General features: G+C 45.2%; 18 protein-coding genes. 9 read left to right on the forward strand and 9 right to left on the reverse strand.

Features of this window, described 5'->3' with window-relative positions; all coding sequences use genetic code 11:
* Positions 1-24 precede the first annotated feature (24 nt).
* The 3 genes from BCU34_RS22320 to BCU34_RS22330 are packed head-to-tail and all read right to left on the reverse strand — an operon-like array spanning position 25 to position 2,324.
* Entirely contained in the window at positions 25-960 is a 936-nt protein-coding gene (locus BCU34_RS22320) for a bifunctional GNAT family N-acetyltransferase/hotdog fold thioesterase (protein WP_048661291.1), read from the reverse strand.
* A gap of 16 nt (positions 961-976) precedes the next feature.
* Positions 977-1,411, reverse strand: a complete 435-nt coding sequence (dtd, locus tag BCU34_RS22325) for a D-aminoacyl-tRNA deacylase (protein ID WP_004735590.1) — start codon at positions 1,409-1,411, stop codon at positions 977-979.
* A complete protein-coding gene (locus BCU34_RS22330; protein ID WP_061019418.1) occupies positions 1,383-2,324 on the reverse strand; it encodes a virulence factor BrkB family protein in 942 nt (313 codons plus the stop codon). The genes dtd and BCU34_RS22330 overlap by 29 nt, the downstream gene beginning before the upstream one ends.
* 42 nt (positions 2,325-2,366) lie before the next feature.
* On the opposite strand from BCU34_RS22330, the gene BCU34_RS22335 reads away from it, so the two are divergent.
* Positions 2,367-3,008, forward strand: a complete 642-nt coding sequence (locus BCU34_RS22335; protein WP_102478228.1) for a DUF2959 domain-containing protein — start codon at positions 2,367-2,369, stop codon at positions 3,006-3,008.
* A gap of 31 nt (positions 3,009-3,039) precedes the next feature.
* Entirely contained in the window at positions 3,040-3,570 is a 531-nt protein-coding gene (locus BCU34_RS22340; protein WP_102478227.1) for an AAA family ATPase, read from the forward strand.
* A gap of 180 nt (positions 3,571-3,750) precedes the next feature.
* Here the strand turns inward: BCU34_RS22340 and typA are convergent, their stop codons facing one another.
* Complete coding sequence (gene typA, locus BCU34_RS22345; protein WP_017059220.1) at positions 3,751-5,586, reverse strand: translational GTPase TypA; 1,836 nt, start codon at positions 5,584-5,586, stop codon at positions 3,751-3,753.
* A gap of 562 nt (positions 5,587-6,148) precedes the next feature.
* Between typA and glnA the strand changes: the two genes are divergently transcribed.
* The 5 genes from glnA (at position 6,149) to BCU34_RS22370 (ending at position 13,803) form a co-directional block, all read left to right on the forward strand.
* Entirely contained in the window at positions 6,149-7,558 is a 1,410-nt protein-coding gene (glnA, locus tag BCU34_RS22350) for a glutamate--ammonia ligase (RefSeq protein WP_048661288.1), read from the forward strand.
* 215 nt (positions 7,559-7,773) lie between these two features.
* Positions 7,774-8,343: a DUF4124 domain-containing protein gene (locus tag BCU34_RS22355; protein WP_102478226.1), complete on the forward strand. Its 570-nt coding sequence runs from the start codon at positions 7,774-7,776 to the stop codon at positions 8,341-8,343.
* Between the two features lie 168 nt (positions 8,344-8,511).
* Positions 8,512-9,588 carry a nitrogen regulation protein NR(II) gene (gene glnL / locus BCU34_RS22360; protein WP_048663049.1) on the forward strand — a complete coding sequence of 359 codons (1,077 nt, stop codon included), beginning with the start codon at positions 8,512-8,514 and terminating at the stop codon, positions 9,586-9,588.
* Between the two features lie 120 nt (positions 9,589-9,708).
* Positions 9,709-11,112, forward strand: coding sequence for a nitrogen regulation protein NR(I) (gene glnG / locus BCU34_RS22365; protein WP_102478225.1), 1,404 nt, complete (start codon positions 9,709-9,711; stop codon positions 11,110-11,112).
* Between the two features lie 108 nt (positions 11,113-11,220).
* Entirely contained in the window at positions 11,221-13,803 is a 2,583-nt protein-coding gene (locus BCU34_RS22370; protein WP_102478224.1) for a GGDEF and EAL domain-containing protein, read from the forward strand.
* Positions 13,804-13,885: 82 nt separating this feature from the next.
* Here the strand turns inward: BCU34_RS22370 and hemN are convergent, their stop codons facing one another.
* The 5 genes from hemN to BCU34_RS22395 form a co-directional block, all read right to left on the reverse strand.
* Positions 13,886-15,277 carry an oxygen-independent coproporphyrinogen III oxidase gene (gene hemN / locus BCU34_RS22375; RefSeq protein ID WP_102478223.1) on the reverse strand — a complete coding sequence of 464 codons (1,392 nt, stop codon included), beginning with the start codon at positions 15,275-15,277 and terminating at the stop codon, positions 13,886-13,888.
* Positions 15,278-15,625: 348 nt separating this feature from the next.
* Complete coding sequence (locus BCU34_RS22380; protein WP_048661282.1) at positions 15,626-16,114, reverse strand: DUF2489 domain-containing protein; 489 nt, start codon at positions 16,112-16,114, stop codon at positions 15,626-15,628.
* Positions 16,115-16,120: 6 nt separating this feature from the next.
* Complete coding sequence (yihI, locus tag BCU34_RS22385; protein WP_017060163.1) at positions 16,121-16,678, reverse strand: Der GTPase-activating protein YihI; 558 nt, start codon at positions 16,676-16,678, stop codon at positions 16,121-16,123.
* Positions 16,678-17,316, reverse strand: a complete 639-nt coding sequence (locus BCU34_RS22390) for a class I SAM-dependent methyltransferase (RefSeq protein ID WP_048612436.1) — start codon at positions 17,314-17,316, stop codon at positions 16,678-16,680. The genes yihI and BCU34_RS22390 overlap by 1 nt, the downstream gene beginning before the upstream one ends.
* Before the next feature lie 557 nt (positions 17,317-17,873).
* Complete coding sequence (locus BCU34_RS22395) at positions 17,874-18,491, reverse strand: c-type cytochrome (protein ID WP_012602993.1); 618 nt, start codon at positions 18,489-18,491, stop codon at positions 17,874-17,876.
* 148 nt (positions 18,492-18,639) lie between these two features.
* Between BCU34_RS22395 and yihA the strand changes: the two genes are divergently transcribed.
* Both yihA and BCU34_RS22405 read left to right on the forward strand, forming a co-directional pair.
* Entirely contained in the window at positions 18,640-19,299 is a 660-nt protein-coding gene (gene yihA, locus BCU34_RS22400; RefSeq protein ID WP_017060162.1) for a ribosome biogenesis GTP-binding protein YihA/YsxC, read from the forward strand.
* 218 nt (positions 19,300-19,517) lie between these two features.
* Positions 19,518-20,123 carry a GTP-binding protein gene (locus BCU34_RS22405; protein ID WP_102478222.1) on the forward strand — a complete coding sequence of 202 codons (606 nt, stop codon included), beginning with the start codon at positions 19,518-19,520 and terminating at the stop codon, positions 20,121-20,123.
* Positions 20,124-20,432 lie beyond the last annotated feature (309 nt).

Consider the following 20,432-nt stretch of genomic DNA (forward strand, 5'->3'; position numbering starts at 1 on the left):
ATCTATCATCAAGCGAGCGTGAAGTTATTCACTCGCCTTGCTATCCGTCGATAGTATTTTCTTATAATCAGGGATCAGCATATAGGTACCGGTAAACTCTACCGCTTCCACATCGCCGCTATGGATGGTCACGTGAATGATGATACGTGCCTTTCTGCCTGACGCAAGGCGGTCTAAATCACCACTGATACCGTCTAACGAAGTAGAGGCAACAGGGTTTTGCTCAACCGGATGACGATAACGAATATTACTGTCTGCCAATACGATATCACCGGTCAGGCCACGCTCTTTCATCAGTAACCACGTCATACCCCAACCCGTTAAAGTCGCAAGCGTAAAGGCGGAGCCTGCAAACATGGTGTTATGCGGGTTCAAATTAGGATTCAGTTGAGCACTACACTCAAATTGGTAACCTGTATATTGGTTAATCTTGATGCCCATCTTGTCACTGATCGGGATCTGATGCTCCCAGCGCTGCTGCAGCTCATTACACCATTCAGGTTTGCGCAGTACATCCGCCATTGGGTCAAGGTGCTTAACCATTTGTTGGTGACGCACTGGGCCACGTTGGTCGTTAATCTCACCGCGACGTTCAAATTCATTCTTCTCATAGAATGAGATCGCATCTTCACGTGCATTACACACCAAGCGCTTAGCGCCCTCTTGACGCGCTAATGACTCTAGCGCAACCAAGATCAGTGAGCCCATGCCTTTGCTTCGGCGAGAGTTCTTCACCGCCATGTAGCGGATCTGACCTTCTAGATCTGGGGTGATATACAGACGACCAATCGCCATCGGGCGACCACGGCCATCAACAATCATACGATGGTGACTCATTGGGTCATATTCATCACGCTCTGAACCTACCGGCATTCGCCAAGGTTCACGGAGCATCTGCCAACGAAAATGGTAATACTTGTTTAGCTGATTTTCGGTGGTCGGTGTTATGAGTTTAAACATGCTTATTCCTTTAAGCCTAAACCTGCAGCCAGAATGTTACTGGGCCATCATTAACCAAAGACACTTTCATGTCGGCTGCGAAGCGGCCACGTTCCGTTGGCAACACTGATTCACATTGGTCAGAGAAATAGTTGTAAAGACGCTCTGCATCTTCTGGGTGAGCACCACGAGAAAACCCTGCTCGTGTCCCTTTCTTGGTATCGGCTGGCAGAGTGAATTGAGACACCACTAATACCTTACCTTCTACCTGTTTCACGTTGAGGTTCATTTTATCGTCTTCATCTCCAAAGACACGATAAGTAGTTACTCGTTCCATCAAACGCTTGGCTTTGGCTTCGTCATCACCTTTTTCTACGCCTAACAAAACCAATAAGCCTTGCTCAATCTCACCAACTACTTCGCCATCAACACGGACGGCAGCTTCACTTACTCTCTGGATCAGTGCTATCACTGTTGTTTCCTTGCTCTGTGATTTTGTCTTTATCCGACGAGTGTACCATTTCTTTCGAGTCACTCCACTGTTCCTGCTCACCCAATGCGGCCGTCACCTCAGCCCCCACCAGCACGATCAACCAGCACAAATACACCCAAACAAACAGAATAGGAATTGCCGCTAATGCGCCATAAATCAACTGGTAAGAAGGGAATTGCGTAATGTAGGCTGCAAAGCCTTTCTTACTGAGTTCGAACAACAGAGCCGCAACCAGAGAGCCCGCTGCTGCATGAGAAAAGTGTATCTTTTTATTGGGAACCAGCAGGTACAGACCGAAGAACGCAAAGAAAGAGAGAATCAAAGGAAGTTTGCGAATCACTGTATTAAAGGCACCAGACACCACCTCATTTTGCAATAAGCTCAATGATGTCACATAAGACGTTGCAGCAATACTCGCACCGACCAAGATAGGTCCAAGCGTGAGCACCATCCAGTACATAGAAAAAGACAGCACCGCACGTCGCTTTTCCGTTACTCGCCAGATGTAGTTTAGGTTCTTATCAATATTCGAGATCAGCATCAGCGCTGCAATGAATAAGAACACACTACCTACCGCCGTCATCTTGCCGGTATTGGCAACGAACTCTAACAAAGCACCGTGCACCGCATCTCCTGATGCTGGAACAAAGTTGGTAATGACGAAATTTTGAATCACCACGCCAACATCAGCAAAGACTGAGAATGACGACAAGATAGAGAGCAAAACCGTCAACATCGGCACAATTGAGAGCAAGGTAATGTACGCCAAGTACCCCGCATTCACGTTGACTCTATCATGCGTCATGCGCGCCAAAAGATAGCGGGAAAACTGAATGCTGAGTGTGCCGACCTTTTTTATCTTCAACTTGTAACTCCCTGGTAACTCGTTCATAGTCCTAATTAATATTCCGTTACTTAACTATAGGAAACTAGGATGCCTTATTTAATAGTTATAGTCCTCTCTATTTTTACTCTTACTGGATGCCAGTCAGCTTATTACTCCGCAATGGAGCAAGTGGGTTACCACAAACGTGACATTATGGTCGACAGAGTAGAAGACGCGAAAGAGTCACAGCAGGATGCTCAGGAAGAGTTTACCAGCGCACTTGAAGCACTTAGTAGCCTAACTAACTTCAGTGGTGGCGACCTAGAAGACATGTACAACCAAATCAACGACAAATACCAAGACAGCGAAAAAGCCGCTCAAAATGTCAGCGATCGTATTGCTGCAATTGAGGATGTGTCGGATGCATTGTTTGAAGAGTGGCGGAGTGAGTTAGACCTCTACACCAGTGATTCACTGCGCCGCTCGAGTGAGCAAAAGCTGCGCGAGACTCAATCCTCTTCTAAGACCATGTTGTCAGCAATGAAGCGTGCTGAGAAGAAAATGGACCCTGTACTTAACACTCTTCGTGACAACACGCTTTATCTAAAGCACAACCTCAATGCAAGTGCTGTGGGTTCACTGCAAGGCGAATTTATGAGCTTAGAAAAAGACATCGCTTACGCGATCAAACAGATGAATGCTGCAATAGCAGAATCGGATAAGTTCCTAGCTCAGCTGAACCAAAAATAACATCAGTAGAAACGAATCAAGATAAGCCCGTATGAACCCAATCATTATTACTGGCGGCCCTGGCGCCGGAAAGACCACACTAATTAATGCCTTGGGAGATGCGGGTTACCCAACCTTCGCAGAGTCCTCTCGCCAGCTGATCGAAGAACAAAGTCAGATTGAAAACGGTATCTTGCCTTGGCTAGACCTTCCGGGCTTTGCTGAGCTATGTTTAGGTGTAATGAGCAAGCAGAAAGAGCAAGCGAGGCAGCACCCAACTGCATTTCTCGATCGCGCTATTCCAGATATCGGTGGCTATTTGGCTCAGGCTAAACTAGATATAGATGCGACTTACCGAGAAGCAAGCAAGGGTTATCACTCACAAGTCTTGTTCTGCCGACCAGAGGCTTCGATTTATGTTCAAGATGAAGTGCGCCTTTACCCCTTTGAAGAAGCATTAGAGATTCACCACGCGCTGGTCAACGTCTATCAAGAGCTAGGTTATGAGATCGTTGAAGTGCCATTTATGTCGGTAGCTGAGCGAGTTCAATTCGTTGAAAGCCACCTAGGAATCAAAAGCTAGATTCCAGATATCTCGTCCCTCGATTCTGGAATGACGATTCGATGAATAGGTATGGAACACGCTCTTCGTATCCCGCATCTCGTTTACCCGTATCTATCCTAATGCCATATAAAACAAAAGCCCCGAGCAGCTAGGCTACTCAGGGCTTTCTTAATTAGCTAGAAGCTAGTCAGCTGGCAATTAAGCCTTAGCTGGACGTGCTGCACGCTTACGTTCGTTTTCAGTAAGAAGCTTCTTACGGATACGAATGCTTACTGGCGTTACTTCTACTAGTTCGTCTTCGTCGATGAACTCAAGAGCTTGCTCTAGAGTGTGACGGATAGGTGGCGAAAGAACCTGTGCTTCATCAGTACCTGATGCACGAACGTTCGTTAGCTGCTTACCTTTCAGACAGTTTACTGTTAGGTCGTTTGAACGGTTATGAATACCGATGATTTGACCTTCGTATACTTCATCCGCGTGCTCAGCAAATAGACGACCACGTTCTTGTAGGTTGAATAGTGCGTAAGTCAGAGCTTTACCAGTCGCGTTCGAGATTAGAACACCGTTGTTACGTTGACCAATTACGCCGCCTTTGTGAGGACCGTAGTGATCAAATGAGTGGTAAAGAAGACCAGAACCAGACGTTAGCGTTAGGAACTCAGTTTGGAAACCGATAAGACCACGAGAAGGCATCATGAAGTCCATGCGAACACGGCCTTTGCCATCTGGAGACATATCAGTTAGCTCACCTTTACGTAGACCGATGTTTTCCATGATGCCACCTTGGTGCTCTTCAAGCACGTCGATAGTCACAGTTTCAAACGGTTCAGTTAGGTTGCCATCTTCGTCTTTCTTGATGATAACTTCTGGACGAGATACAGCTAGCTCGAAACCTTCACGACGCATGTTTTCGATCAGGATAGATAGGTGAAGTTCACCACGACCTGAAACACGGAAACGATCTGGGTTATCAGTTTCTTCAACACGTAGTGCAACGTTGTGTACTAGTTCTTTCTCTAGACGCTCAAGGATGTTACGTGAAGTAACGAACTTACCTTCTTTACCCGCGAACGGAGAAGTGTTTACTTGGAACGTCATTGTTACTGTTGGTTCATCAACAGAAAGCGGAGTCATTGCTTCAACATTGTTTACGTCACAGATAGTGTCTGAAATTTTCAGCTCACCAAGACCAGTGATTGCAATGATGTCGCCAGCGTTAGCTTGCTCAACTTCGTGACGGTCAAGACCTAGGTAACCAAGAACTGTACCTACTTTACCGTTACGTTTTTTGCCTTCTGCATTTACGATAGTTACTTGTTGGTTTGGCTTAACAGAACCACGAGTAACACGAGCAACACCGATAACACCTACGTAAGAGCTGTAATCAAGTTGCGAAATTTGCATTTGTAGTGGACCGTCAAGGTCAACTGCAGGCGCGTCTACTGTATCAACAACAGCTTGGAACAATGGTTCCATGTTCTCGCCAGTTTCGCCTTCAGTCATTGTTGCCCAACCGTTTAGAGCTGAAGCGTAAACAACTGTAAAGTCTAGTTGCTCATCAGTAGCACCTAGGTTGTCGAAAAGGTCGAATACTTGATCCATAACCCAATCAGGACGAGCGCCTGGGCGGTCAATCTTGTTGATTACAACGATTGGCTTAAGACCGTGTGCGAATGCTTTTTGCGTTACGAAACGAGTTTGAGGCATTGGGCCATCAACTGCGTCAACGATAAGCAGAACAGAGTCAACCATAGACATGATACGCTCAACTTCACCACCGAAGTCCGCGTGTCCCGGAGTATCTACGATGTTGATGCGGTAATCATTCCAGTTGATTGCTGTGTTCTTAGCAAGAATGGTAATGCCACGCTCTTTTTCGATGTCATTCGAATCCATGACACGCTCTTCAGCTTCACCACGAGACTCAAGAGTGCCTGACTGTTGTAGCAGTTTATCAACCAAAGTCGTTTTACCGTGGTCAACGTGCGCGATGATCGCGATATTTCTTAACTTATCAATCTGTGGAGTAGACATGGATTCTCGATTCACTCATAAAAGTAGCCGTCACTTATCTCAAAAGTTTGGATAATAACCGCTAGCTTGATTTAAAAAACGGTCAATAATATACCAGATTCTAGACAAAAACCCAGAAATATGTGATCTGAACCGGGGCTTTTTTCTTTATTAGCGATTCATATCCGCTTAACTTTGATTCAGTACAGTATTGAACAGCCAAATTCGTAGGACTCTAAAAAAGCATCACCTGCGAGTGGCGAGCCAAATCTCCCGCAAAATAAAAAAAGTGGATTGACAACTTAGGCAATTCATTGCTGAATGGTGCTCGCTTATGTCTCATATTGGTGCACAGATAAACCACTGCACCAACAAGGTGCAACTAAAGATCATTTTGGTGCAAAAACCAGATTAAGCAAAATCAAAAAACAAGTAAATCATTGAAATTAATGGAATAATTTTTTTGGCACGTTTTTGGCTATAGATAAATCAGCATCGATTAATGCACTTAGAGACATTAATCAATGCTAGTTTCAACCGAATCGAGCTAATACCGAATTAATAACACTGGAGGTTATCCAAGATGTCAGTAGAAAATGTACTATCCCTGATCCAAGAGAACGAAGTTAAATTTATCGACTTACGTTTTACTGATACAAAAGGTAAAGAGCAGCATATCTCTATTCCTTCTCACCAAGTTGATGCAGACTTCTTCGAAGAAGGCAAAATGTTTGACGGCTCTTCAGTAGCTGGTTGGAAAGGCATTAACGAATCTGACATGGTAATGATGCCAGACGCAGCATCTGCTGTACTGGACCCATTCACAGAAGACGCAACACTAAACATCCGTTGTGACATTCTTGAGCCTGCAACAATGCAAGGCTACGACCGTGACCCACGCTCTATCGCTAAACGTTCTGAAGAGTACCTACGTTCTACAGGTATCGCAGACACAGTTCTAGTTGGTCCAGAGCCAGAGTTCTTCCTATTTGATGACGTTAAGTTCTCAAACGACATGTCTGGTTCTTTCTTCAAGATCGACGACGTAGAAGCAGCTTGGAACACAGGTACTGAATTCGAAGGTGGTAACAAAGGTCACCGTCCTGGCGTTAAAGGCGGTTACTTCCCAGTAGCTCCTGTAGATTCATCTCAAGACATCCGTTCAGCAATGTGTCTAGTAATGGAAGAGATGGGCCTAGTAGTTGAAGCTCACCACCACGAAGTAGCAACTGCGGGTCAAAACGAAATCGCTACTCGCTTCAACACGCTAACAGCGAAAGCTGATGAAACTCAAATCTACAAGTACGTTGTACACAACGTTGCTCACGCATTTGGTAAAACAGCGACATTCATGCCTAAGCCACTAGTTGGTGATAACGGTTCTGGTATGCACGTTCACCAATCTCTAGCAAAAGACGGTGTTAACCTGTTTGCTGGTGATAAGTACGGCGGCCTATCTGAAATGGCTCTTTACTACATCGGTGGTGTAATCAAGCACGCTCGTGCAATCAACGCGTTTGCTAACCCATCAACTAACTCGTACAAGCGTCTTGTACCTGGTTTCGAAGCACCTGTAATGCTTGCTTACTCAGCACGTAACCGTTCTGCTTCTATCCGTATCCCAGTAGTACCAAGCCCTAAAGCACGTCGTATCGAGCTACGTTTTGGTGACCCAGCAGCTAACCCATACCTATGCTACTCAGCAATGCTTATGGCTGGCCTTGACGGCATCAAGAACAAGATTCACCCAGGCGAAGCTATGGATAAAGATCTATACGACCTTCCTGCAGAAGAAGCTGCTGAAATCCCAACAGTTGCAGAATCTCTACAAGAAGCTCTAGCAGCGCTTAGCGAAGACCGTGAGTTCCTAACAGCTGGCGGCGTATTCTCTGACGACTTCATTGATTCTTACATCACTCTGAAATCTGACGACGTACAACGCGTGAACATGGCTACACACCCACTTGAGTTTGAACTGTACTACTCAGTTTAATCTCCAGTAGAGATAAGCTATTTCTTACTGCAACCTTGTAAGAATCGCTGACTAAATATTAGGCTCGCCTCGCAGGCGGGCCTTTTTTATATTCTCTCGACGCTCCCCTCCTCGTAACATACCTTAGACAAAAGCCCTCAGAGGCTGTCGCGCGAAATACAATAAAACCAACGCCAAACGTGAAATCATCTAACGGTGAAAAAGAGGCTAACGATATGAAAAATATACTGTTCCTGATCGGGTTAACAGTCGCACTCTCATGCTCAGCTCAAACAGTGTATACCTGGGTAGATGAAGAAGGCGTGCTCCACTTTAGTGATAACCCTAGCGCTCAAGATGCCGAAGCCCTTCGCCTGCCAGATGTGCAAGCTGCAGCACCCGCTCCTAAATTTGAGGCCTCGACTCCGGTTGACGCCGCGGCTTCATCTACAACTAAAACGGCAACGCCAGCTAAAACTCAGGCAGAAACAGAAACCACAGAGCGCGAGGTTCCCACTCAATTAGTACTCACCATGTTGACTCCAGTTCATGACCAAACTATTCGTAGCAACCGTGGGTTAATCCCGATTCAGATAGAGCTCAACCGAAAACTTGGTATTGGAGAGCAGTTACAATTAATGCTCGATGGCCGTCGTTATGGCGCTCCTCAAACCCAACCTAACTGGGAATTAAAAGGTATCGATCGAGGTACTCACACCATTGCAATTCAAGCACATAGAAGCGGCAAGCTTATTGCATCTACTAGTCCAGTCACCGTGTATTTACATCGAGCGACGCTCAAGTAGGCCAATGTGTTAAAAGAGACCAAATAACCTCTACTTTTCACCTAATCGAAGCAGCTTTCAGCGACTCTAATGAATTATCTTTAGCTTCTGGTTGATATGCGCCATACTTGAACTTAGCTACGCACCATTTTGGTGCAGTGAGAAAAACACCAGTTCAAGGACGAAATAGTGAATCGATCAGCCAAAAGCGACAGCATAGATACACATCATCTTTCCAGCGCCATTCTCGACAATATGGTGACTTCGACATTGATGCTCGATGAGCAATTGTATGTGCGATACGCCAATCCGGCAGCTGAACAGCTCTTTTCGCAGAGCGCACGACGCATCGTTGATCATCCACTAAGCCAACTTATCCAACACGCCTCATTGGATTTGGCACTGCTAACGCAACCGCTACAAAGTGGCCAGAGCATTACCGACAGTGACGTGACCTTTGTGGTTGATAACCGCCCACTGATGCTTGAGGTAACAGTTAGCCCAATCTCTTGGCAGCGAGAGACGCTGTTATTGGTTGAGATGCGAAAAATAGACCAGCAAAGACGCCTCAGCCAAGAGCTTAACCAACACGCACAACAGCAAGCAGCTAAGCTGCTGGTGCGTGGATTAGCTCATGAGATAAAGAACCCACTAGGTGGCTTAAGAGGAGCGGCGCAATTACTTGGCAAGATGCTCCCTGATCAATCTTTGAATGAATACACCCAGATCATTATTGAACAAGCCGACCGCTTAAGAGCCTTGGTCGACCGTCTGCTTGGTCCACAGAAGCCGGGAACCAAGTCAGAAGAAAACCTTCACCAGATACTTGAAAAAGTAAGGCAGTTGGTCGAGCTCGAATCCGGATCCACACTGGCGATTGAGCGAGACTACGATCCAAGCCTGCCACCAATAGTGATGGACTCAGCGCAGGTTGAACAGGCGATGCTCAATATCGTGAGCAATGCGGCGCAGATTTTAAAGGCACAAGATTCGGGCAAAATTACCATTCGCACCAGAACGGTGCATCAAGCCAACATTCATGGTCAGCGACACAAACTCGCTGCACGCATTGAGATCAGCGATAACGGCCCAGGCATCCCCGATGATTTAAAAGACACGCTTTTTTACCCAATGGTTAGCGGACGAGAGGGTGGCACAGGCTTAGGGTTATCGATATCTCAAAACCTGATCGATCAGCACAACGGAAAAATTGATGTTGAAAGTTGGCCAGGTAACACCACATTCACGATTTATCTACCGATTTAGGTCACAAGAACCTCGCGATTAAACAGCGAGATGAAGACTCAACTCGGTAACACAAAGATTAAGACATCATAAAAACAACAATGATTATCACAATAGATTTGGCTGCAAAGGAATTGAATTATGAGTAAGGGATACGTTTGGGTCGTCGATGACGACAGTTCTATCCGCTGGGTAGTAGAGAAAACACTTTCATCTGCGGATATAAAGTGTGAAACATTTGCTGATGCTGAGAGCGTATTACTTGCGCTTGAACGCGAGACTCCTGACGTATTGGTGTCTGATATTCGTATGCCCGGCATTGACGGGATTGAGCTGTTGCATCAGGTTCATCAACGCTCTCCCGACCTGCCCGTAATCATCATGACCGCGCACTCAGACCTCGATGCTGCGGTGAATGCTTATCAAAAAGGCGCCTTTGAGTATCTACCAAAGCCGTTCGACATTGATGAGACACTGACTCTCGTAGAACGAGCGATTGCGCACAGCCAAGAACAGAAACGCGAGCAAGCCAATGAAGTCGCTGAAGACACCAATGCGCCAGAAATCATCGGCGAAGCACCTGCGATGCAGGAGGTTTTCCGAGCTATTGGCCGTTTGTCTCGCTCATCGATATCCGTGCTGATCAATGGTGAATCGGGTACGGGTAAAGAGCTGGTTGCCCACGCGCTGCATCGTCATAGCCCAAGAGCCAAGAAACCCTTCATTGCTTTGAACATGGCAGCGATCCCCAAAGATCTGATCGAGTCTGAACTGTTTGGCCACGAGAAAGGCGCCTTTACCGGAGCCAACAGCGTTCGCCAAGGACGTTTCGAACAAGCCAACGGCGGCACACTATTTCTTGATGAGATCGGCGACATGCCACTCGATATTCAGACTCGCTTGTTACGTGTACTTTCTGATGGTCAATTCTATCGTGTAGGTGGACACTCTGCGGTTAAGGTTGACGTGCGTATCGTTGCGGCAACCCACCAAGATCTTGAGCGCTTGGTACATGAAGGTGACTTCCGTGAAGACCTTTTCCACCGCCTCAACGTTATCCGAATCCATATCCCAGCGCTGCGCGAACGTAAACAAGACATTGAAAAGCTAACTCACCACTTCCTAGCATCCGCCGCCGAAGAGCTCGGTGTTGAAGTGAAGACACTGCATCCTGAGACCATTTTGAAACTCAACCAACTCAATTGGCCGGGTAACGTGCGTCAGCTTGAGAACATTTGTCGTTGGCTCACCGTGATGGCGAGCGGCAGCGAAATTCTCCCTTCAGACCTGCCACCAGAGCTGTTGGAAGAAAAAGTGGTGACAACCTCAGGAGCTGGAGATAACTGGCAACAACTGCTCGCTAATTGGGCAAAGTGTGCGCTTGATTCAGGAGAAAAAGAGCTGCTGACTTATGCTCTGCCAGAGTTTGAACGTATACTGCTAGAGGCTGCACTCACCCATACTAATGGTCATAAACAGGATGCAGCTAAGGTTTTGGGATGGGGAAGAAATACCCTAACTCGTAAACTCAAAGAACTGTACTAGACCTTATATTATTTTCGATGCAGCTACTTTTTAACCAAAAAAGTGTCGCTTGGTTTGAATAGTGTCGGTACAATTACGGTACACTATTCACCAAAGTTGTAGCTAAAGATGTCTTTGAAAACACAAATTACTTTGAGAACCGCAGTGGTTCTGCCATTCGTGATGATTTTTCTGTTCACTATGGGCGTAATGGTTTTCACTCAAAAGCTAAGCTACAAAGAGATGGTGAGTGATGTTAGTGCACGCCAACTAACATCACTGACTGATAATGTTCATCAAAGCCTGTCTAATTTTTTAGAAAAGCCATTTCATGCGAACCTCTCGCTCAGCCATAACATCGGCTACCACCACCTTTATCAAGCGGGTAATCTCAGCAAGGTCCAAGACTATATTTTTTATACGTTTTCAGACCATTACACTGCTGTACCTCAACTCGATGTTATCGGCTTTGGTTCTGAAGATGGTAACTACGTCGGTTTCCGCAAAGAAGCCAATAAAGGCTACACCTTGATGGTGCAAGACGAACGCACCAATGATCAGTTGGTCATTTACCGTGGCAGTAAGATCAGTGAAGACATTCGCTCGGTAATTTCAGGTTACGATCCAAGAATCCGTCCTTGGTACACACCCGTTGCGACACAGAAAAAACCGTTATGGTCACCAATTTATGCCAATGCTGACGAGCGCCAAGAAATCACCTTATCTGCTCTCGCACCTATCTATGATGATAACGAATTCAAAGCCGTCGTAGTCAGCGACATCAAGATCAATACCTTCAATGCATTTCTCCGAAAGCTCAAAGATAGAACGGATGCCTCTGTTTACATCATCGATAAACAGCAACGCTTAGTCGCGCATTCAGGCGGAGGCAGTGTCGTTTCATGGGGCACAGGAAAAACCCACAAGGGCCAACGTCTCCTCGCAACAGAGAGTGCTAACCCCGTCATACGTGAAAGCGCCAGTTACGTAGACCAATTCCACCTAATCGATAATTTGGGCGAGCAGCGCTTTAGCTTCCGCCTAGACAACGAACGCTACTTCAACCAAATCACCCCTTACGAAGATGAGCACGGCCTCACGTGGTTTATTGGGGTGTCGATCCCTGAAAGTAATCTGCTCGGTGAATTGCCAGAAAATCAAAGAAACAGTTGGTTGCTCGGGCTGGCACTGAGTTGCCTTGGGGTCATTGCAGGATTAATTGCCTTTAATCGTGTAACCCAACCGATAACCTCGACAGCGGATGCAGCAAAACGCCTTGCTAAGGGCGATTGGGACACGAGCATGCCAAAGATGGGTCATATCTATGAAACTAGCATGTTGGTGGAGTCATTCAATGAAATGACCAACAACTTAAAGGCCTCGTTTCACGCGTTACAGTCTCAAGTTACCTATGACTCATTAACTAAGCTATACAGTCGTGAAGGCTTTATTGACGCTGCCAAGAAACATCCTGACAACGAAAAAGGCACGCTGTATTTGATTGGTATTGATCGCTTCCGAGACATCAATGACAGCCTAGGTCATTACAATGGTGATCAGCTGCTTATCATTTCGGCCGCACGCTTAAGAGGCACACTGCCATCCGAATACCTGCTGGCTCGTACTGGTGGTGATGAGTTTGCCATCTATGCGCCAAACGTTACGCAAAGCGATGATGTTCAGCTCCTGACTAATCGCTTACTTCAAACCTTCGCTTCCCCATTTTCAATGGAATCGGAGAGCGTGGTGATTAAGGTATCGATGGGGATAGTGAAGGTCTCGAATCTCCACGACATCACACTACTGTTACGCAGCAGCAGTATTGCATTGAGCAATGCGAAACAAGACAAAACCAATGTCAGTATTTATAGCCCTGAAATGGGCAAAGCATCAAGACATCGAACCAAGATGCTAGCGCGGATGAATCGAGCGATTGAGCTTCAGCAGTTCGAACCGTTTTACCAGCCTATTATTGATCTGGAATCCGGGTCAACTATTGGAGCTGAAGCTTTAGCTCGCTGGATAACCGATGAAGGGGTGATCTCGCCACTCGAGTTCATTCCTCTCGCGGAAGAGAGCGGGCTCATTTACGATATCGGAAAACAAATTCTGCATAAGTCGTGTCGAGATACAGCCATCGCGATTGAGTCAGGAAAGTGGAGCAAAGATTTCTCGATTCACGTAAATCTATCGGTCGATCAGCTAAGCGAAAGTGGCTTTGTTGAACAAGTAAAAGGCACGTTGCGAGACACAAAGCTGCCAGCAAGCAACCTGACACTAGAGATCACCGAATCACGCATCGTCGACAACGACCCGACCATCATCGATAACATGCTGACACTAAAAGCATTAGGGGTCTCAATCGCAATTGATGATTTTGGTACTGGCTACTCTTCCCTAGCCTATCTGCAAAAGCTGCCATTTGATTGCCTGAAAATCGATCGTAGCTTCGTTAGCAAGCTAGAAAAAGAGAACCTAGATAGCTCCATCGTCGCGGCCATCGTTAACATCACTAAGGGTTTCAAAGTGAGCTTGGTGGCCGAAGGCGTTGAAACACAGCAACAGGCAGAATTACTCAAGCAACTACAATGCCCGCTTGCTCAAGGATTCTTATACAGCCGTCCAGTTCCGTTTGACCAATGGCCTACCGACCTCAGCAACTCCAAACAAAGTGCCAAGGTCAAACAAAATACCACTGAGAGCCTCACCTAGTCAGGCAGAAATCGAATGAGTCAGATACAAAAATGCCAGCATGATGCTGGCATTTTTTATGTTTCTATTCTCAATCGAGCGATTAGATAACGCGAGAGAATTGCTGCTGGCGAGCCTTTGCACGTAGGTATTTATCAAAACACATACAGATGTTACGGATCAGCAAACGGCCACGCAGAGTTACGCGGATTTCTTTGTCATCGACTTCAACCAAATCATCGTTGATGAAGGTTTGTAGAAGCTCTAAATCTTCTTTGAAGTAGCGATTAAAGTTAACCGAGAATTCAGACTCGATCATGGTTTTATCAAGCTTGAAGTTACAGATAAGCTGCTTGATCACTTCACGGCGTAGAAGGTCATCACTGTCTAGTGCCACACCTTTCCAAAGTGCATGACGCAAATCATTCACCTGAGCGTAGTACTTCTTCAACTCTTTTTGGTTTTGCGCGTAAGCATCACCCACCATAGAGATCGCAGAAACACCGAAACCAATTAGGTCAGCTTCACCTTGAGTGGTGTAGCCTTGGAAGTTACGATGCAGAATACCTTCACGCTGGGCAACCGCTAGCTCATCTTCAGGTAGAGCAAAGTGGTCCATACCGATGAACTGGTAACCCGCACCCGTTAGCGTCTCGATGGTATCTTGTAAGATAGCCATTTTCTCTTTCGCTTCCGGTAGGTCTTCGTCTTTAATCTTACGCTGAGCAGCAAACAACTGAGGCATGTGTGCGTAGTTAAATACCGATAGACGACCCGGTTTCATCTCCAGCACTTGCTTCAATGTTTCAGCGAACAAAGCTTGAGTCTGCTTCGGTAGGCCGTAAATCAAATCAAGGTTAGTTGAGCGGAAACCTAATTCTTTCGCACGTTGAACCATCGCAATGATGAACTCTTCATCTTGCTCACGGTTAACCAGCTTCTGCACTTCTTTATTGAAGTCTTGCACACCAATACTCAGACGGTTGAAACCTTCATTACGCAGGTGATCAAGTACGTCTAACTCAATCTCACGCGGGTCAACTTCAATACTGATCTCAGCGTCAGCGGTGAAGTTAAATTCCTCACGTAAAATCATCATCAAGCGAGTGATTTGTGTTTTGGTCAAAAACGTTGGCGTGCCACCACCGAAGTGCAATTGAGTCACTTCACGACTATTCAATAAAGAGGCGCGTTGGCGGATTTCATGTTCGATCACATCAAGGTACTCATCCGCTTTATGCGAGTGACGAGTAATGACTTTATTACAACCACAGTAATAACAAAGCTTGTGACAGAATGGGATATGCACGTAAAGAGAGAGTGGACGCTCAGGATATTGAGTACACGCCATGTCGTAATCAGCGACGGTAAACGCTTCATGAAACTCCAACGCAGTTGGGTATGAGGTGTAACGAGGTCCCGAATAGTTGTACTTGTTTAAGATCTCTTGATCCCAAACGATTTGCTGATTCGTTGTTACTGGCTTGCTCGACATAGCGGTATTTCCAATTTAGATCCGCGAGAACCTAAGGTCTCTCAAATCATTTTACATACATTAAAATATAGACGGGTTATTTTGCCACACGACCAGTAAGGTCGTTCTAAGACAAAATCAATTTTTCAGACAAAAACTCAGAACTGCTAGCTTGATCACTAACAAAGCGTCGGGATTAACGAGACGCAAAAGGTAAGAAGGCTCATTTAACACTATCTATAAAGATAAGCTGTCTTAAGAACAAGGCGTATTAAAACTATATGTCTCAACAAAACTATATGTCTCAACAACCGCACAACTCAAGAACACTCTGTATTAAACAAGCCTCTATTTTAAAAGTCTTAGCGACTAGATCATCTGAATGTTGATTTGGTTGTTGAGAGGCTTAACCTTCTCTTGCAACCTTTTCAGATCTTCAATGACCGCATCATTCAAGCGAGTCTCTGCCTTATGGCGTGTGAGATTCTGCTGCATGCGTTCTTTCTTCGTCAGTTCCTGTCTTGCATCTCCGCGAGCCATATCTTTTACGATATGGTACAGCTCAGAAAGAGCAGGATACTCAGAATCAAAATCGACACGCTCATCACCCTGAACATTATCCATAATGATACACACTCGGATACTGATCTCAGGTAAGTCACATTGCCCTTGAATGCCCGCTAAGCACAAAGTATTTACGTTTTCGTAAATCGTCGCGTTACGTTTTTCAATGGCAAGTGCTTGATGCTGCTTTTGCAACTCCGTCTGCTTCTTCACTTGAAGTAGAAGGTAACCTGCGTAAGAGCCCAAGCCGAGAATGATAATTCCACCAGCAATTGCTAATAAGGTTACGTTCATTGGCTATTAACCTTTAAAGCTGTCTAAATCGAAATCTTCGAATTGAGATAGCAAGTCTTCGTCAGAGCTCGCTTTCTTCTTAGATGCAACCGGTGCTTCTTCGAAGATCTCTTCTTCATCGTCTTCTGGCTCTAGTAGACCTAAGCGGCCCATTAGGTGTTCGATACGATCAAGTTTCTCATCAACAAACTTCTGCAGACCAGCACCTAGGTTCTCACCATTTTCGATACGATCTAGCAATGTGTTCAGTTGAGCATCATTCTCAAGCATTTCTAACTCTTGTTCGTTAGACAGCTTGCGCTCTTGTTTAGTCGGCTTCTTCGCTGGTTCAACGATCAGCGGGATTTTTTTCTTGCTGCCTAAACGTGGATCACGAGCTTGTGCAGCTTTACGCTGTTTTGCTTCGCTACCATCTGAGTGGCGGCTGCCAGACTTAAGGCCTTTACGCTTTTTAACACGCTTACGTTCACGACCTTCAACATCAGATTCACTACGGTTACGAGTAACCATAGGCTCCGGAGCGCCAAGTGCTCCCGGCTTTCTTGATTTCTTACTACGACCCATTACTGCACTTTCCTCAGTAAAATTACATCATTTCCAAAAAATTCTAGTTCGAGCTTATCCCGCTCTGCCAAAAACTGGAATGTTTGACGACTAAAGAAGACGACATGTGTCGGGTCATTCTTGTAGTGCCAACCAGCAAACGCGTCTACGTCTATTACTAGTTTAGTCATAAGACCAATCCAGCCCTTGGGTTTAACTAAATTCAACCATTGCTGCCACACTTTGTCTGGGTGATAAAGATGCTCTATCACCTCCGTGGCAGTCATAAAGTCATACGTTTTTTCCAACACAGAGGTATCTGGGTGGTAATAGATATCGTACAACTCCATGGTGTGTCCGGCTTCTTCTAACATAATAGATAGCGTAGGGCCTGGGCCACAACCAAAATCCAACCCTTGTGAGTTAGATGAAATTTTGTCTGTTAGTGGATCCGCGATGCGAGATAAAAAGCGGCGATAGCCTGCATCACTAGGATCGTTCTCATGGAGATCATAGTGTGCTTTTTCTTCTTTTGCTTCTAACCTTTGTTCAGGTTTAACAAATACCAGTTCACATTGCTGACACTGCAGATAGGCTCTGCGTTTGTCTTCAAAATAGTGATTCACGCCTTGGTGATGGCATAAGGGACAAGTATACATAGCACATCCTTAAACAGGGATGCGAAACATACCAGAAACTGAGTTTATAGTGGAGAGGTATTGGGTGTTTTTTCATCAAATCAATAAAAAAAGCGATAGGAAAACCTATCGCTCTCTAAATCTGCCTATATCGGCCAAAATTTGCATACTCAACTTGGTACACAAATCTCCATTTGTTATTGGTGCTTTCCATGCCAAATTTGTTTGTTGTTCATCGTCCTGATGAGTTTTGGCTATCCTTTTCTAACACCTTGTTGCTGGGCTGTCCTAGCCTGATCCATTTCTGTCTATACCGTTAGACTAGATGATCATCCATATCTAAGTCAGCTCCTAGCTGATGGCGGTTACTTTACCGTGTTACAAAAAGACTACAAGAGTGCGACTTCACACTTTTGTACACAAATCGATCACACATTGATAAATCAGACATAAATGCAAAATGCATTAATAAAACCAATGCAAAAGAAAACGCCCCGACCATTACTGATCAGGGCGTCTCTTCAAACTCGCTCGAACGTACATTCCTATACTCTGGCTAAGAGCAAGAAACCGACAAATTAGTGTAAACCACCAACGTACTTCGATAAGGTATCAATATCAGCGTCTGTTAACTTTTTAGCTACATCACGCATCATCGCATTCATGTCGTTATTACGGTCACCATCGCGGAATTTTTCAAGTTGAGCCTTGATGTAATCTGCGTGCTGACCTGAAATCTTAGGGAAACCAGAAAGTTCGGTACCATTACCACGAGGGCCGTGACAAGCAATACACGCCGTTACGCCGCGTTCTGCATTACCCGCAGTGTAAAGAACCTTACCTTCATCTACTACATTTTCAGGAGTAGAGTTACTAGAGATAGGTAGAGAGGCGTAGTATGCCGCTAGGTCAGCCATATCTTCTTCAGATAAAGGCATCGCCATTGCACCCATTACAGGTTCGTAACGACCTTGCTTACCACCACTTGTCATACCTAGTTTAAGCTCTTTTAACTGCTTTTCTAGATACTTCTCATGTTGACCAGCCAGCTTAGGGTACTGAGTGATCAGACTGTTGCCGTCAGCACCGTGGCAGGCAACACATGTTTGTGATTTGGCTTTACCAGCTTCAATACTACCTTGAGCCCATACTGAGCAGCTGGCTAAAAGACTCAAAATTAGCGCTAATTTCTTCATGACATTCCATTATAATTATCAAGCTTCCAGTACCACTCTATGTTGCCACTCATGGTACAATAGGCGACCTTATGCCGAGCACGGTTATTTTACACAAATTCACAAAAAAGTAATCAATCGACTACACAAAGTCGAGATGGAGTTAACAGTGAGCGTAAAAATTCATTATCAAAACACGCATTTCATTACCAGTGCACCTGATATTCGTCATTTACCAGAAGACGAAGGGATCGAAATTGCGTTTGCAGGACGCTCCAATGCTGGTAAATCTAGCGCGCTAAATCGCGTTACAAACCAAAAAAGCTTGGCGAAAACCAGTAAAACACCCGGTCGAACTCAGCTAATCAACCTATTTAAGGTAACGGACGGTTGTCATATCGTCGATTTACCTGGATATGGCTTTGCTCAAGTACCACTTGAGATGAAGAAAAAATGGCAGAAGTCGCTAGGTGAATACCTACAACGACGTGAAAGCCTGAAAGGTTTAGTGGTATTGATGGATATCCGTCACCCAATGAAAGACCTTGACCAACAAATGATCTACTGGGCTATCGATAGCCGCATCCCAGTACAGGTTTTGTTAACAAAAGCAGACAAACTGAAAAGTGGTGCGCGTAAAGCACAGCTACTGAAAATCCGTAACGATGCAAAATCTTTCGGTGGTGATGTTGCGGTTGATGTCTTCTCTTCAATGAAGGGCATCGGCGTTGACCAACTGCGTGCCAAGATGGATGAGTGGTTTGCGCCTGCGCTTGCTGATCAAATCATTGATGAGTTAGCAGACGAAGAGCACAACGACTCAGAGTAGTTCCTCTACTTATCGCTATAGGTTAGAGCACTTACAACACGTGATTTAGCCTTATCAATGCCCCTCCTTATATAGGTGGGGTATTTTTTTGCCCAAAAATGAGTGAGTTAAGCATAAGTTTTTAGTGTTAAAAATCGGATTTAGCCACTAAAACCAATAGAAGTGAACCATACTAAAAGACACATCTAAATAATCAGAACAATGAGAAAGGAATACTCATGTGGAAAACACCATTGGCCATCATTGCACTTATGTTGGTCTCACTGACAGGGTTTGCCTCTGAAGCAGAACAAGAACAAGAACAAGCCCCACTGATCAATGTCGATATGACCTTAGACCTCGATGGCATGGAAAAGTACGCCCAAGATGCGAGTGAGTCTCTTGAGGTGATATCGCAATCTTTGCAGGCGATAGTCAACAACCCCAACCTAAGCGAAGACCAGCAACAAGCCTTGAACCAAACCGTTGAAAGCATCAATAAGCTTGCGAGCTCCACCAAGACATCCCTCAATCAACTGCCACAAGCCTTAGACCAATCTCGACTCGCCTTTAAACAAACCAGTCAAATGCTGTTGGATGATATTCAGACCAAGATCATCATTGCGCTGGCGGCCGTTATCGCCGTCATTATTATCGCTTTGACCGCTATCTATCTGCTTATCCTGAAACCAATGCAGCAAACCTTGGTAAAAGCGACCAACAATATCTCTTCGATGGCGCAATCCATCCAGATCACCGCCGAAGCACTGAAATACAGCACCGAGAAACAACAGAAAATCATGGATTACATTGAGCATTCACCGACTCAATACACTGATAAATAAGGCGTGAGCCATCAATCCTTTATCGATCACTTGTAAAATAAAAGTTATTTCAAGCGATAAAACAATCAACTTAGAGACGGATTTAAATTACCAAAAGCTGGTCGAATTCCAGATCTAAGGCAAATCAGGGGGTTTATCACTGTGCTTGAGAAAGTGTAATGAAAGACACTAAAAACGAGAGGTTTTTGGGGGGATAGCAGGTTGGAAATATTTTTCTTTCGCACAAGAAAAAACGCCCCAGTCAAATACTGACTGGGGCGGCTGAATCAGCCTAATCCAATAACGTGAAACAAAAGGTCTGAAAGATAG

The sequence above is a fragment of the Vibrio sp. 10N.286.45.E10 genome (assembly GCF_002874195.2).
Lineage (GTDB): Bacteria > Pseudomonadota > Gammaproteobacteria > Enterobacterales > Vibrionaceae > Vibrio > Vibrio crassostreae.